The sequence below is a fragment of the Clostridium sp. YIM B02555 genome (assembly GCF_022320955.1).
Taxonomy (GTDB): domain Bacteria; phylum Bacillota; class Clostridia; order Clostridiales; family Clostridiaceae; genus Clostridium; species Clostridium saccharoperbutylacetonicum.
On the sequence record NZ_JAKJJY010000001.1, the window covers coordinates 361430 to 376456 of the forward strand.

At 29.6% G+C, this 15027-nt stretch carries 13 protein-coding genes and 1 riboswitch; of the genes, 9 read left to right on the forward strand and 4 right to left on the reverse strand.

Features of this window, described 5'->3' with window-relative positions; translation table 11 throughout:
• The 4 genes from pyrF (at position 1) to pyrE (ending at position 3351) form a co-directional block, all read left to right on the forward strand.
• Positions 1-870, forward strand: a complete 870-nt coding sequence (pyrF, locus tag L3B98_RS01550) for an orotidine-5'-phosphate decarboxylase (protein ID WP_077360943.1) — start codon at positions 1-3, stop codon at positions 868-870.
• 9 nt (positions 871-879) lie between these two features.
• Complete coding sequence (locus L3B98_RS01555; protein WP_015391191.1) at positions 880-1623, forward strand: dihydroorotate dehydrogenase electron transfer subunit; 744 nt, start codon at positions 880-882, stop codon at positions 1621-1623.
• A 20-nt stretch (positions 1624-1643) separates the two neighbouring features.
• On the forward strand, positions 1644-2540 hold the full coding sequence (locus L3B98_RS01560; protein WP_238915323.1) for a dihydroorotate dehydrogenase: 897 nt from the start codon (positions 1644-1646) through the stop codon (positions 2538-2540).
• Between the two features lie 136 nt (positions 2541-2676).
• Complete coding sequence (pyrE, locus tag L3B98_RS01565) at positions 2677-3351, forward strand: orotate phosphoribosyltransferase (RefSeq protein WP_238915324.1); 675 nt, start codon at positions 2677-2679, stop codon at positions 3349-3351.
• Positions 3352-3842: 491 nt separating this feature from the next.
• Here pyrE and L3B98_RS01570 read toward each other — a convergent pair whose 3' ends face one another.
• Entirely contained in the window at positions 3843-5225 is a 1383-nt protein-coding gene (locus L3B98_RS01570; protein WP_238915325.1) for a DUF2334 domain-containing protein, read from the reverse strand.
• A gap of 255 nt (positions 5226-5480) precedes the next feature.
• Positions 5481-5559: riboswitch (ZMP/ZTP riboswitch) on the forward strand.
• Between the two features lie 186 nt (positions 5560-5745).
• Between L3B98_RS01570 and pflB the strand changes: the two genes are divergently transcribed.
• A complete protein-coding gene (gene pflB, locus L3B98_RS01575; protein WP_238915327.1) occupies positions 5746-7974 on the forward strand; it encodes a formate C-acetyltransferase in 2229 nt (742 codons plus the stop codon).
• Positions 7975-8264: 290 nt separating this feature from the next.
• Here the strand turns inward: pflB and L3B98_RS01580 are convergent, their stop codons facing one another.
• Together L3B98_RS01580 and L3B98_RS01585 are read right to left on the reverse strand one after the other, a co-directional pair.
• Positions 8265-8426, reverse strand: coding sequence for a rubredoxin (locus L3B98_RS01580; RefSeq protein ID WP_015391196.1), 162 nt, complete (start codon positions 8424-8426; stop codon positions 8265-8267).
• 165 nt (positions 8427-8591) lie between these two features.
• Positions 8592-9215 (reverse strand): 3'-5' exonuclease, encoded by a 624-nt coding sequence (locus tag L3B98_RS01585; RefSeq protein ID WP_015391197.1) that lies wholly within the window; start codon positions 9213-9215, stop codon positions 8592-8594.
• A gap of 291 nt (positions 9216-9506) precedes the next feature.
• Between L3B98_RS01585 and L3B98_RS01590 the strand changes: the two genes are divergently transcribed.
• A complete protein-coding gene (locus L3B98_RS01590) occupies positions 9507-10460 on the forward strand; it encodes an L-lactate dehydrogenase (protein WP_077360951.1) in 954 nt (317 codons plus the stop codon).
• Between the two features lie 323 nt (positions 10461-10783).
• Here the strand turns inward: L3B98_RS01590 and L3B98_RS01595 are convergent, their stop codons facing one another.
• Positions 10784-11752, reverse strand: coding sequence for a biotin--[acetyl-CoA-carboxylase] ligase (locus L3B98_RS01595; RefSeq protein WP_238915328.1), 969 nt, complete (start codon positions 11750-11752; stop codon positions 10784-10786).
• Between the two features lie 189 nt (positions 11753-11941).
• On the opposite strand from L3B98_RS01595, the gene L3B98_RS01600 reads away from it, so the two are divergent.
• The 3 genes from L3B98_RS01600 (at position 11942) to L3B98_RS01610 (ending at position 14965) form a co-directional block, all read left to right on the forward strand.
• Positions 11942-12988: a phosphodiester glycosidase family protein gene (locus tag L3B98_RS01600; protein WP_015391200.1), complete on the forward strand. Its 1047-nt coding sequence runs from the start codon at positions 11942-11944 to the stop codon at positions 12986-12988.
• 20 nt (positions 12989-13008) lie between these two features.
• The gene (locus L3B98_RS01605; protein WP_015391201.1) at positions 13009-14043 is read left to right on the forward strand and encodes a hypothetical protein; all 1035 of its coding nucleotides are present in this window, start codon (positions 13009-13011) and stop codon (positions 14041-14043) included.
• Between the two features lie 265 nt (positions 14044-14308).
• Complete coding sequence (locus L3B98_RS01610) at positions 14309-14965, forward strand: site-2 protease family protein (protein ID WP_238915329.1); 657 nt, start codon at positions 14309-14311, stop codon at positions 14963-14965.
• The last annotated feature ends 62 nt before the right edge of the window (positions 14966-15027 follow it).

Genomic DNA, 15027 nt, shown 5'->3' on the forward strand with positions numbered 1-15027 from the left:
ATGACAAGTTACATAATTGATAAGTTATATGATAGAGTTGAAAAAAGAGGAGTAGTTTGTGTAGGCTTAGATACTGCCTTAGACTATTTGCCAGAACATATAAAAGAAGGAAGAACTCCAAGTGAAGCTATTTTTGAATTTAATAAACAAATTATAGATGCAACTTTTGATGTGGCAGCATGCTTTAAGGTTCAAATTGCATATTACGAAGCTTTAGGCTTAGAAGGATTAATTGCATATAAGAAAACCTTAGCTTATTTACGAGAAAAAGATGAAATAATAATAGCTGATATAAAAAGGGGAGATATAGCAGCAACTGCAACGATGTATGCAAAAGCTCATTTTGAAGGAGAGTTTGAAGCTGATTTCATAACATTAAGTCCTTATATGGGGATGGATAGCATCGAACCATATCTACCTTATTTAGAAAAAGGAAATAAAGGTGTTTTCAGTTTGGTAAGAACATCAAATCCAGGAGCAGAAGACATTGAATATTTGGATACCATAGGAAATAAGAAGGTTTATGAGGTAGTAGCAGATAAGATAACTGAAATGAGTAAAAATATAAAAGGAAAGTGTGGGTATTCAGCAATTGGGGGAGTTATTGGTTGTACTTATGTTGAAGAGGGACAGAAGATAAGAGCTAATTATAATAATATGTTTTTCTTAATACCAGGATATGGTGCACAAGGAGGAACTGCAGAGGATGTTGCATTATATTTAAATAATGGAAATGGTGGAGTCGTTAATTCGTCAAGAGGAATATTGCTTGCTTACAAGAAGGAAAATAGAGAAAAAGAATTTGCATTATGTGCAAGAGAAGAAGCGATAAAAATGAGAGACGCAATAAAGAAGGCAGTTAATAATTAGGAGGTTAGTATGGCTATAACTTATAGAAATGCAAAAGTAATTTCAAATGAGGAAATTTCAAAGGATATATATAAATTAGTAGTGGAAGATGATTCAGAAATAAAAGCAGGACAATTTTATATGCTTAAAATTAATGGAGTAACTTTCCTTCCAAGACCAATAAGTATTTGTGAAAAAACAGAAAATAGATTGACATTTTTATATGCTGTAGTTGGAGAAGGTACTAAGGAATATAAAATGCTTAAAAAAGATGATTTCATTAATATTACAGGACCACTTGGAAACGGATTTGATATAGAAAAAAATTATAATAGAGTTGCATTAGTTGCAGGAGGAATAGGAACTGCACCTATGTTAGAACTTGCAAAAAAATTAAGAAAAAAAGATAAAAATCAAAAAATAGATTTATATGCAGGGTTTAGAGATGAAATTTATTTAATAGATGAGTTAAAAGAATATGTAGATGAAATTAGCATATCTACAAATACAGGAAAGCATGGACACAAAGGGTTTATTACTGAACTTTTAAAACCTGAAAATTATGATACGGTCCTATGCTGCGGACCAGAAATAATGATGAAAAAAGTTGTAGATATGTGCAAAGAAAAAAATGTAAGTGTATATGTTTCTATGGAAAAGCATATGGCCTGTGGAGTTGGAGCTTGTTTAGTATGCACATGCAAAACAAAGGATGGCCACAAGAGAACTTGTAAAGATGGGCCAGTTTTTGACGGATACTATGTGGAATTATAAGAGCAAAGGGGAAAATCTATATGATGAAAGTTACTATTAATAATGTAGAATTTAAAAATCCTGTAATTGCCGCATCAGGAACTTTTGGCTTCGGAGCTGAATATAACAATTTTTATGATGTTGGAATTCTTGGAGGCATATCATCTAAAGGACTTACTATAAATCCTAAACAAGGAAATGAAGGAATAAGGGTATTTGAAACACCATCTGGAATGATGAATTCAGTAGGGTTACAAAATCCAGGAATAGATGCATTTATAAAATATGAACTTCCTAATATGAGAAAGTTAGGTACTAATGTTATAGCAAATATTGGCGGAGGTTGCTTTGAAGATTATGAAGCAGCTGTAACTAAGATTAATGATACAGATGTTGATATGATTGAACTTAATATTTCATGCCCTAATGTTAAACATGGCGGGATGGCCTTTGGTATTAAGTCAGATGTTGCTTATGATGTGGTGAAAAAAATTAAGGCTATAAGTAAAAAGCCATTAATGGTAAAATTATCACCAAATGCAGAAAATATAGTTGACATGGCTGTAAAATGTCAAGAAGCAGGAGCAGATTCACTTTCGCTTATAAATACATTAAATGCAATGGCAGTTAATATATATAATAGGAAACCAATATTTAACAATGTTACAGCAGGTCTATCAGGTCCAGCAGTAAAACCAGTAGCACTTAGAATGGTTCATCAAGTAGCTAAGGCTGTTGAGATACCAGTAATAGGTCTTGGTGGAATTTGCAGTGGAAAAGATGCAATTGAATTTATGATGGCAGGTGCAAGTGCAATTCAAATAGGAACAGTTAATTTTGTGAATCCAATGGCTGGGAAAGAAATCATTGAAGAAATGGAAAGTTTCTTAAAAGATCAAGGGATTAAAGATATTAATGAAATAATTGGAATAATTTAGGCAATTAACAGTTTACAACTTACAGTCTACAGTTAGATCTGAGAAGCCTATGACTTTTCAGAAATCCAGTTATGAAGTTCCTCCTTAACTGTAAACTATGCACTGTGAACTGTAAACCAATATAGGAGGTAGTTTTATGAAAGCTTATAAAAGAGAATTTATTGAATTTATGATTGAATGTGGTGTTTTAACTTTTGGAGATTTTGTTACTAAGAGTGGAAGAAAAACTCCGTTCTTTGTTAACACAGGTAATTATCAAACAGGAAGTCAATTAAAAAGGCTTGGAGAATTTTATGCAGAAGCTATACATGAAAATTTTGGCGATGACTACGATGTATTATTTGGGCCAGCATATAAAGGAATTCCATTAGGGGTGACGACTGCAATAGCACTTTCAAATTCTTTTGATGCTGAGGTAAAATACTGTTCAAATAGAAAAGAAGTTAAGGATCATGGTGATACTGGAATCCTATTAGGAAGTAAATTAAAAGATGGTGATAGAGTTTTGATTGTTGAAGATGTTACAACAGCAGGAACTTCAATATATGAAACTATGCCTATCTTAAAAAGTCAAGCAAATGTGAATGTAAAAGGGCTTATAATATCAGTAGATAGAATGGAAAGAGGCCAAGGAGAACAATCAGCTTTAACTGAAATCAGAGAAAAATTTGGATTTAAGACTTGTGCTATAGTTACTATGGCTGAAGTTATAGAATATCTATATAATAAAGAAATTAACGGAAATATACTTATTACTGATGAAATTAAAGCGAGAATAGATGAATATTATAAACAATATGGTGCTAAATAACAAGATAAGTTATTCCTATATAGGTTCTAATAAAAATTGAATCATTCAATATAAATATATATATACAATGCAAGAATATTATACTTATGCAAAACTTACCGAAATCAGATACATATTTATTACAGCAGACTAATGAAATTTTCGCTGGATGGGTTCTAAGTGGAAGGATGCCCCATTTCTGCATGTTCCTAAAGTAAATTTATGACAAGCAGAAAATGGAACAACCTTCCATTAATAACCATCACAGCTTAATTTCATATGCCGCTTGCACAAGTATGTATCAAATTTCTAGTGTAGTGTTACGATTATAATTTCTCAATGCTGCATGTATATTCCATTTATAAGTGTGATTATTAATTTGGATATCTATATTGAATGATTTAGCAATTAATTGAGAATTGAAAAATAATAAAAATAGCTTTATGTATGCAATGAAGAAACTTTCATAGTTCTTAAAAGCACACATAAGGCTATTTTAAATTTTTCTCACATTATTTATCTAAAAGGTCATCAATATGAATAGTTGTATATTCATCTTCTTTAAGTGCCTTTGTAATTCTTTGAAGTGGTGAATTCTCATCATAAGTCACATTTAATTTATTTCCATCTGTATTAAATTTAATATAATCTATTTCTATAGATGGATGATAGAAAAAGCTGCTAAGGATATCAGGGTCATTTTTCTTCAATTTATCAATTATAGAATCTGTATCTGGTACTATATCTGATACATAACCTAATGGAGTAGGAACAAATAAATTATAGTCATTAGGTCTATAAATATTCTTTTTAGAATTATCATAAGGTTCAAATACAAATTGAAAATACTCGCTAATAATTTTCTTTTGCATTTCAGTATCCCTATAATGAGGGCTTTCGTAGAAGGATATAGGAATGTTTAATGCACTAGCAGTATCAATTCCTTTTTCAATTACAGCTCTAGTTTCAGAAACCGTACTGTTTGTGTTTTTTGACATTTCTTCACCTACAGCACTTGATTCTTTACCAGATTGATGAGTATATCCGTGTAAACCAATTTCTCCACCCTTGTTTACCATATAATCTAATAGATTAACAAAGCCGACATTTACAATGTTATCATTTGTTAATAAGTCATTATCAAAATTAGCATCAGGTACTATAAATCTTGGTATCCAAGCAATGTGGAATTTTATACCATTTGAGTAAAGTAAATTAGACATAAGTTTTACTTTTGCTTGGTTTTTATCTTCAAGATTGGAATATCCGCAGCCAAAGTCCTCAAATCGAATTAACGCAATTTTGTCACTATAGATCACTGAAGGTTCTTCAGGTGTTTTTATGTCGTTATTTAATAAAGTGATTTTTTTATTTTGAAAATCAAATACGGCAATTAAGTCAAAAAGTTCTTCAATATCCGATATTGAAATATAATCAGTTCCATTGTAATTTAATACATTACCTCTAAGAGATCCCTTTTTAGAATTTCTTTCATAGGAATTTTCTGTTAAGGTAATAGTATTATCAGTATTATTAATTGAAAAAGAACCATTGGTTTTATTTAATGTATAATTTAATTTAGTACAAATAAAACTAAGTGGAATATAATATCGTTGCGATTTAAGGATAACTGGGACATTACTAATATTGTTTTCCTTCAAAATATTAAAGCTTATACCATTAATTTTGGATATAGGCCTGTCCGCAAATTTAAGTTTAGGAGTATATGTACTTTTGAAATTGTCTTCTGGAAGTAAGTTTGAATATAATGTCTTGTTAACAATGGTTAGATTTTTTTTGAAAAAATTGAAATAAGAAAGGATATTATAGAAAGTAAATAGAAATAAAATTAATACTAAAAACGAAAATAAAAGTGGTTTGAATTTTCTGTGCATTGTTTTCCGCTCCTTTTAAGTATGTGTAAATTACGCTTTTAAGAAAATTATAACATTAATTCAGAGCAATTAAACGTTTAGAGTGTTAAATTTAAGTTAAAAATAACTTAAAACGTTGACAAAATTATGGAAGTGGTATACTAGAGATTAGAATTGTAATATACTATTTAATAGTTCTAAACTCATTTAGTGCTAAAATGTAATATAATTCTTATTGACAAAATAAATACTTTAGTATTATTCTTATAGTAAGATCTTTAGTCATATGACTGACGGAAGTGGGTTTACCACATGAAGTATGACTATTAATAAGCCGACCGTCTGGGCAAAAAAGCCTGGATTGTCGGCTTTTTTTATATATAAATGGAGAAAAGTGAAGCATATTAAAATATGTGAAAAGTGTTATTAATTGAGAATTGTTGTCATTGACAGAAAGGAGATGCTAAGTATACAATATTGGTGTGAATTAAAAATATGATTAATTAGATTATTATTTTTTATTATATAGGAGGAAATAATTATGTTTAAACAATGGGAAGGCTTTAAAGAAGGAACTTGGCAAGAAGGAATAGATGTAAGGAACTTTATACAAAAAAATTATAAATTATACGAAGGTGATTCAAGCTTCTTAGAAGATAAAACTGAAAAGACAAGTAAAGTATGGGAAAAAGCATATGCTCTTATAGTTGAAGAGGTTAAAAAAGGAATAATTGATGTTGCTACAGATAGAGTATCAGGAATTGATAACTACGAAGCAGGATATATTGATAAAGACAATGAAGTTATAGTTGGACTTCAAACAGATGCACCACTAAAGAGAATAGTAAATCCATTTGGTGGACTTAGAATGGTTCAAAGTTCCTTAAAGGAATATGGATACGAATTAGATCCAGAAATAGAAAAGCATTTTTCTAAGTATAGAAAAACTCATAATGAAGGGGTTTTTGATGGATATACTAAAGAAATCAGAGCAGCAAGAAGTGCAGGCCTTTTAACAGGACTTCCAGATGCATATGGAAGAGGAAGAATAATCGGGGACTATAGAAGAGTAGCTCTTTATGGAATTGATTATTTAATAGAGGAAAAGAAGATAGATCTAGATAATTTAAATGGAGATATGCTTGATGAATTAGTAAGAAAAAGAGAAGAAGTATCAATGCAAATCAGAGCTTTAGGTGAAATTAAATCTATGGCAGCTAAATATGGAATAGACATATCAAAACCAGCTGCAAATGCAAAAGAAGCAGCACAACATTTATATTTTGGATATTTAGCAGGAATTAAAGAAAACAATGGAGCAGCAACTTCTTTTGGAAGAACTTCAACTTTCTTAGATATATATCTTGAAAGAGATCTAGAAGCAGGAGTTATAACAGAAAAAGAAGCTCAAGAAATTGTAGATCAATTAATTATAAAATTAAGATTGGTTAGACACTTAAGAACTCCAGAATACAATGAATTATTTGGTGGGGATCCTACATGGGTAACAGAATCAATTGGTGGAATGGGGATAAATGGTAAATCACTTGTAACTAAGAACTCTTTTAGATATCTTCATACTTTAATTAATCTTGGAACTTCAGCAGAACCAAACTTAACAGTTTTATGGTCAGATAAATTACCAGAAAACTTTAAGAAGTATTGTGCAGAAATTTCAATAAAAACAGATTCTATTCAATATGAAAGCGATGAAGTTATGAGACCAGTTTATGGTGATGATTATGCCATAGCATGTTGTGTATCAGCAATGAAGGTTGGTAAGCAAATGCAGTTCTTTGGAGCTAGAGCAAATATAGCTAAATCTCTTTTATATGCAATCAATGGTGGAGTAGATGAATTAAAAGGGATTAAGGTTGTACCAGGAATTGAACCTATAAAAGACGAGATTTTAGACTTTAAGAAAGTTAAAGAAAATTATAATAAGGTATTAGAATATGTTGCTAAGGTTTATGTAGACACTATGAACATAATTCACTTTATGCATGATAAATATGCTTATGAAGCAGGCCAAATGGCACTTCATGATACAGCAGTAGAAAGATTAATGGCTTTTGGTATTGCAGGTCTTTCAGTAGCTATAGATTCCTTGTCAGCAATAAAATTTGCAAAGGTTAAGCCAATCAGAAATGAAGCAGGTATAACAGTAGACTTTGAAGTTGAAGGGGATTTCCCTAAGTACGGAAATGATGATGATAGAGCAGATGATTTAGGTGTTGAATTAGTTACTAGATTCTCAAATGAACTTAAGAAACATCCTTTATATAGAAATGCAAAACACACATTATCAGCATTAACAATAACTTCAAATGTTATGTATGGAAAGAAAACAGGAACAACTCCAGATGGAAGAAAGAAAGGCGAACCATTAGCGCCAGGAGCAAATCCAATGCATGGAAGAGATATAAATGGAGCATTAGCATCATTAAATTCAGTGGCTAAGATACCATATAATGAAATATGCCAAGATGGAGTGTCAAATACTTTTTCAATAGTACCAGATGCCTTAGGAAAAGATGAAAATCAAAAGACTACTAACCTAGTAGCAATACTAGATGGGTATTTTGTACAAGGAGCACATCACTTAAATGTTAATGTTCTTAACAGACAAACTTTGATTGATGCAATGGAAAATCCAGATAAATATCCAACTTTAACAATAAGAGTTTCAGGATATGCTGTTAACTTTAGCAGATTATCTAAGGAACAACAATTAGAAGTTATAAGTAGAACTTTCCATGAAAGCATTTAAGACAGTTATCAGTTAACAGTGCAGTATTTCAGTTAACAGTTTACAGTTGAGGAGGAAATCCATTAAGGGATTTCTGAAATATATGTGTATGAAGAAAAGCTTAGGGCTTTTCTTCATGTACTTTACATAAGTAATTGTAAATTGTGACTTGTAAACTGTGAACTGAAAAAGACTATAGGAACATAATATTTATGTTCCTATAGTCTTTCTCTTTAGGATTTAGTTAGATAGAATAATTAGAATTGCAATTGGGTTTTATTAATAACTAAGTAAAACATTTACAATAGAAATCATTCAAGCATAGAAAAATTATCTTTGTTAAAAGAACAAATAGGACACACCCAACAATCAGGCAAATCATTAAAATCTACATAAGGTTCAATGCCACCATCAGGGTCACCAAGTTTTGGGTCATAAATATATCCGCATACTTCACAAACATATTTTTCCATATAATCACCTCATTAATATTTTAAACAAGACTAACATAGATTAAAATTGCCTAATTTAAAGTCAATAAAATAGAAAATCATGGATAGTCAATAAATTATAATATATTATATGCTTTTATTAATGAGGTGTTAACAATAAAAATATAGATTTAAATTTTATCTTAGTTATTTTCTATCAGAAGCTTTTAGAAGATTTGAAAAATAGCCTTTTGGGAAATGGCCTTTTTTTAAGCCTTCTATTACAGTTAAATAAGTTGCAGCTGTATCAAATCTAGCATCATGATAATTTCCACTACCTTCAAACAATTTTTCAGAGGTTTCGGCAATTTGAGTGCTTGAAATATTGAGCCATTCAATCACTTCTGATAGTTTAGGATTTTTAATTTCACCATTAGCTTTTGGAATTCTGCATATGTCTCTATAATAAGCCATTGTACAGAAAACATTTTTAGGAATAAAATCTTCACCTAATAATGATAACTCATGTTTTAAAAATCTAATATCAAAATTAACATTATGTCCAATTATGAAATCAGAATTTATAAAATCATCAATAAATTCTGGAACTAAATCTTCAAAATATCGCCCATTTGATAAATCGTATAGTTTTTCAAGGGAAAAACCATGTATTTCTTCAGCAGAAGGATCCATTTCTTCTACTGTAAAGAAAAAGTTTCTGCCAGTTGTCACTTGAGGTTTTACACTAGCATCAACAGTTATATAGCTTAGTTGGCAGATGCTTCCTGGCTTTATGCTAGTAGTTTCTGTATCAAAAAATAGTAATTTCATTAAAGTGTACCTCCATCTTTGCAAGAAGGATATTTAAAAATATAAACATCCAAGTTATAAATTAATTATTATATGGTTAAATTTAATTATATAGTATTTACGAAAAAATTCAATTGAGTTATAATTGATAATAACTATTAATTAATAAAAAGTTTTATATATTGTTTAAATATATTCAGCCATAAATTTAATTGGGAAAGGTTTAGTCTAATTATAATTGACAAGAAATAATCGATAATTTAATATTTGTAATTGCAATATATAATTGCATAACTTAAGGAGGAATTAATAATGATTGATAGAAAACGTAAAATATCTGTAATAGGAGCTGGATTTGTAGGAGCAACAACAGCTTATGCTTTGATGAATAGTGGAGTGGCAACAGAAATATGTTTATTTGATATAAATATGGATAAAGCTATGGGAGAAGTAATGGATTTAGTTCATGGTACATCCTTTGTAAAGCCAGTAAGTATTTATGCAGGAAGTATTGAAGAAACTAAGGATTCAGATATTGTAATAATTACAGCAGGCGCAGCTCAAAAGGAAGGGGAAACAAGATTAGACTTAATTGAAAAAAACTATAAAATATTTAAAAGTTTTGTTCCACAAATAGCAGCGGCAAGTCCAAATGCAATTTTATTAGTTGTATCTAACCCTTGTGATGTATTAGCATATATAACATATAAATTATCTGGGTTCCCTAGGGAAAGAGTTATTGCATCAGGTACAGTGTTAGATTCATCAAGATTAAAATATGTCATAGGAAAGTATTTTAATGTAAATAACAATGATATTCATGCATATGTTTTAGGGGAGCATGGGGATAGTGAAGTTGTTAGCTGGAGTACAGCAAGTATAGCAGGTGGAACATTAGATGAGTATGCTGATAAATTTGACTTAGAATGGGATGAACAAGTGAAGGCAGTAATTGAAAATGATGTTAAAAATGCTGCTTATGAAATAATATCTAGAAAGAATGCAACTTATTTTGCAGTGGCATTAGCTGTAAACAGAATAGTTGAAGCTATTTTAAGAGATGAAAATGCAATTTTAACTGTATCATGTTTAATGCAAGGTGAGTATGGAATTGATGATGTATATCTTGCGGTACCAACAATTGTTAATAGCACAGGAGTTGTAGGAATTGTAAATCCAGTGATAAAAGATGCTGAAGAGTTAGGAAAATTACAAGAATCAGCAAAGGTATTAAAGGAACACATAAAGAAAGTTATTCCTAATTAATGATATATATTGCAATTATATTAATGTTAAATGCTCAATGATAAACCAAGGTTAATTTCCATTGGAAATCTTTAAGTGCTGAACTGCAATATATATAATAAAAATTAGTAAAGTGTGATAAGTGACAAGGCGATGATAATTTTCTGAAAATATGTTTAGGAATATTCACTCAATCTCACAACTTATCTCATATATATTCAATTAAAGATGTAGTCTTTACATTTAATAATGTAAAGAGTAAGAAGAAAAGCTTAAGGCTTTTCTTCTTAACATATATATTTTAGAAATCCCTTAATGGATTTCTACCTCAACTGTAAACTTAATTACATTCCTTTAAAGCTTATTTCCCCAGTAAGTACTGCTTTTTCATTTCCTTGACTATCCTTCACAATAAGATCTCCAGCATCAGATAGAGAAACACAAGTGACTATTTCTTCTTTATTATATGTAATTAATTTTGCTTGCTTTCCCAATATATTAGAATTATTTCTGCAAATTGAAATTGTCTCAGAAAGATCAAGATAATTCACAAATCTTAAATACAATTTTTCAAAATGGTTTAAAAAACTAGACAGTATTTCTGTTCTACTAAATTGTTTATTAAATTCAATTTTTAAAGATGTAGCAATAGAATTTGTATCATCATTAAAATCATCTCTATTTATATTAATGTTCATGCCAATGCCCAATACTAAATAATGAACGCTATCCATATCACATTTCATTTCTGCTAATATGCCACATAGCTTTTTGCCATTTAAATGTATATCATTAGGCCATTTTATATTTACATCAATGTTAAGGTCTTTCAAGGTTTTATATACAGAAGCAGCAGCTATTTGAGTTATTTTAGGTGCTTCCATAGGAGAAATATTCGGCCTTAATACTAAAGTGAACCAAAGACCACCATTTGGAGAAACCCACTCACGATTGAACCGTCCACTTCCAAGTGTTTGTTTCTCAGCAACTATCAAGCTTCCAGTCTCAACATTTTGCTGTGCAAGCTCTTTAGCTTTAATATTTGTAGAATCTATTTCAGTAAAATATACTATATTTCTACCAATTTGTGATGTTTCAAGTAATGATATTACTTTACTTTTATCTATTAAATCTGGAGATGATAATAATTTATAGCCTTTCTTAGATACTCCTTCTATAATATAACCTTTAGCTTTTAAATTATTAATATGCTTCCAAATAGCAGTTCTTGATACCTGCAAAGTTGAACTTAAAATCTCACCAGAAATATAGTCATCAGCATTTTTTAGTTCATTTAATATTTTTTCTTCCATAAAGTAATACCTCCTAAAATTGATTATAACATAATAATATTTGATTATATGTAAAAATTAAGTCTGAAGGAGAATAAATTGCAGGAAAAATCACCTTATTGTAATATAAATAAAAATAATATATAATAGGGTTTGGTGTAATTTAAATAAACGTCAGTATTTAAGGCGTTTTTTAGAGAGGATAGCAAAATGAATAAAAATAAGAATATAAATAAAAATGTGAATAGAAAACCGAAATTAAAAGTAAAAAAATCAAAGAAATCAAAAAAAAAGATATCAATTAAGACAATAGTTATGTTTTTGGTTTTTGAATTGATTTTTTCAGCATGTACATTTCCATTTATGATTTTATATGGCCCTTTTGATGTTGCAAAATCTACTTATGTTGGTGCAGCTATGACTTCAACAAGTTATCAATTTATGGCTAGATGGTTTATGTCAGATGCAAAAATAGCAGAAATTCAAGGACAAAATTCAGTTGAGGATAATGGTGAGAAAACTGATTTAGATCAAATAAATATTCCTAAGGTTAAGGATGATACAATAGAAATACAGACAATTGAAGGTAATTCAAAATATAGTGGTTATTATATGATTGTAAAAGATCCAACAAGGGTTAAGATTGGAGTAACTTCTAAGATAGGCGTAGAAGGAGAAACTACTTCTCAAATTGCAGAAGAAAATGGAGCAATTGCGGCAATTAATGGAGGAGGATTTGTTGACCAATCATCAACACAGGCATGGACAGGAAATGGTGGTGTACCAACTGGTATTGTTATGACTGGTGGAAAAGTTAAAAATGATGATACTGGTGGAAAAGAAGTATCATGTCTTGGTATAACTAAAGAAGGAAAAATGATGGTAGGTAATTATACTTTAGATGAGCTTGTGAAACAAGGCGTTCAAGAAGCAGTAAGTTTTTACCCAGCATTAATTATTAGTGGTAAAAAGTTAACAATTAATGGAGATGGTGGATTTGGTATAAGACCAAAGACTGCAATAGGACAAAAAAAAGATGGCTCAATAATTCTTATGGTTATTGATGGAAATGACCTTGGAAGCTTAGGTGCTACAGTAAAGGAAGTACAAGATATTATGTATCAATTGGGTGCCTATAATGCTATTAATTTAGATGGTGGAAAATCAACGACTATGTATTATGATGGTGATATAATAAACAAACCATCAAACAGCATGGGAGAGAGAACTATTGCAACAGCAATTATTGTTAAATAAACAGAAGGTGGGAACAGGTTATGAAGATATTTAAAAAGATAATTGCATGGGCAATGCTATCTATAATACTTCAAATTGGTGTTTTATATTTTTTAAATAATCATGCATTTAAGCAGAACTCAGAATTTAAAAGTAATGCATTAAATATTAAAAAAGATAATACTAAAGATATAAAAGCAACAATAGCAGATAAGGCTGAAAATGTTAATATTTCATACAATGGTAAATATTTAAGTTATAAAGAAGCTGAAAATTTATTTTTGCAGGATACTAAAACAGGAACAAGTACTCAGGTTAAAACAGAAAATGGAGGAACTATACTTTATTATGATTGGGTTCCAGATAGAAATGTTTTAATGATAGTAGAGAAAGTCAATAAAAATGGTAAAGCTAAAATCCAACTTATAACATATGATGCAGTTAATGCTTCAGAATCACCTGTTAAAGAGATATGTGCATATCAGGAAAATATGAAAATTAAAAAAATAAGTGCATCAGTTTTTACGGGGGTATTCTATGTTGATATTGATAAGGGTGGAGCTAAGGATACTGTTTATAGAATAGATAGAAATAATGATATGAGTGAGGTTAAGCTTAACACTTATATTTTAGGTAATATACAAGTTATTCCTCATGCTGACAGGTTAATATATGCAGATAAAATAAAAGGAACCTTTTATGTTACAGCACCTAATAAACAGCTTAATTTTAATTCTAATAAGAAGTTGATTCTTTTGGGAATAGATAAAAATGATGTTGTATATATGGGAGAACTTAATGGAGATAAAATTGCAACTATAACATATGGTAAGGTTGATGAAGATACCTCTACATGGAAGAAGATTACTCTTGATTCAGTTGCTAATGCTGATGATATATATTTAAGTAATAGCAGTGAGATATTGATTAATGATAATCTTAAAGGAAGCGTTAAAAATCTAACTACCGGAAAAGAAATTGAGTACGAAGGTAAGCTTGTTCAAATAAAGGAAGATTTTATTGCTACAAAAGATAATAGTGGAAAATTATCGTATAAGAGTTTAAAAGATAAATAATTTTAAAGAAGAGTATTCAAATTTGATGTGAAATTGGATACTCTTTCTGATTAATTAACCTTTTGTGTGATTAAGTTAGTTATGTAGGATAAAAAAGTGTAAGTTAAAAATCCAAAGTTGTGACAATTTATTTTTTATGATATCATTATTGGAATAAACAGTTAATAGTAAACCCAAAAATGTATTGGGTGAGGATAAGTTGATGCATTTTAAAGAAATATTGCAAATAATTTTGTGAAAAAAATTAAAATAGAAGGAGAATTATATGGATTTACTTAATTTAAACACATCAATTTATGACAAGATTGTCATAATACCAGCACTTATTGTTGCATTTACAGTTCATGAATTTGCACATGCTTTTGTTGCAGATAAGTTAGGAGATAAAACACCAAGATTTCAAGGAAGAGTAACTTTGAATCCAGCAGCACATCTTGATCCTATTGGATTTATTTTGGCAGTATTCTTTATATTTGGGTGGGCGAAACCAGTGCAAACAAATCCATCAGCATATAAAAACCCTAGTAAAGATAGTTTGAAAGTGAGTTTAGCTGGACCAATTTCAAATTTTATTGTTGCTATTATAGCAACTGTAATATATGCATTGTTCATTAAAGTTTTTTATTTTAAGTTATCAGAAGGTGTGGCACAAGTTTTGCATGATATGATATTTTATATACTTTCTGTTAATATTAGTATAGGATTATTTAATTTAATTCCGGTTCCACCATTAGATGGATTCAAGATTATTAAATATTTTAAGCCAAGAATTTTTTATGAATTTCAAGATAAGTTTTATCAATATCAGCCACTAATTCTTATAGCATTAATTCTATTTGGAGGAAGAATAATAGGTATTCTTTCAACAGCAATATTGAATTTTTTATTAAGATTAGTATCGGTAGTATTACATGTTTTTTAAATTATAGTAAATATACAATCAATAGTGTGCTAAGGATAATCCGTCTCTTAAAAAGAGACGGA

Coding starts and splice junctions, on each gene's coding strand:
- pyrF (WP_077360943.1), top strand. CDS start 1: ATGACAAGTTACATAATTGATAAGTTATATGATAGAGTTGAAAAAAGA.
- L3B98_RS01585 (WP_015391197.1), bottom strand. CDS start 9,215: ATGAAATTACTATTTTTTGATACAGAAACTACTAGCATAAAGCCAGGA.
- pflB (WP_238915327.1), top strand. CDS start 5,746: ATGTTTAAACAATGGGAAGGCTTTAAAGAAGGAACTTGGCAAGAAGGA.
- L3B98_RS01580 (WP_015391196.1), bottom strand. CDS start 8,426: ATGGAAAAATATGTTTGTGAAGTATGCGGATATATTTATGACCCAAAA.
- L3B98_RS01590 (WP_077360951.1), top strand. CDS start 9,507: ATGATTGATAGAAAACGTAAAATATCTGTAATAGGAGCTGGATTTGTA.
- L3B98_RS01610 (WP_238915329.1), top strand. CDS start 14,309: ATGGATTTACTTAATTTAAACACATCAATTTATGACAAGATTGTCATA.
- pyrE (WP_238915324.1), top strand. CDS start 2,677: ATGAAAGCTTATAAAAGAGAATTTATTGAATTTATGATTGAATGTGGT.
- L3B98_RS01555 (WP_015391191.1), top strand. CDS start 880: ATGGCTATAACTTATAGAAATGCAAAAGTAATTTCAAATGAGGAAATT.
- L3B98_RS01605 (WP_015391201.1), top strand. CDS start 13,009: ATGAAGATATTTAAAAAGATAATTGCATGGGCAATGCTATCTATAATA.
- L3B98_RS01600 (WP_015391200.1), top strand. CDS start 11,942: ATGAATAAAAATAAGAATATAAATAAAAATGTGAATAGAAAACCGAAA.
- L3B98_RS01560 (WP_238915323.1), top strand. CDS start 1,644: ATGATGAAAGTTACTATTAATAATGTAGAATTTAAAAATCCTGTAATT.
- L3B98_RS01570 (WP_238915325.1), bottom strand. CDS start 5,225: ATGCACAGAAAATTCAAACCACTTTTATTTTCGTTTTTAGTATTAATT.
- L3B98_RS01595 (WP_238915328.1), bottom strand. CDS start 11,752: ATGGAAGAAAAAATATTAAATGAACTAAAAAATGCTGATGACTATATT.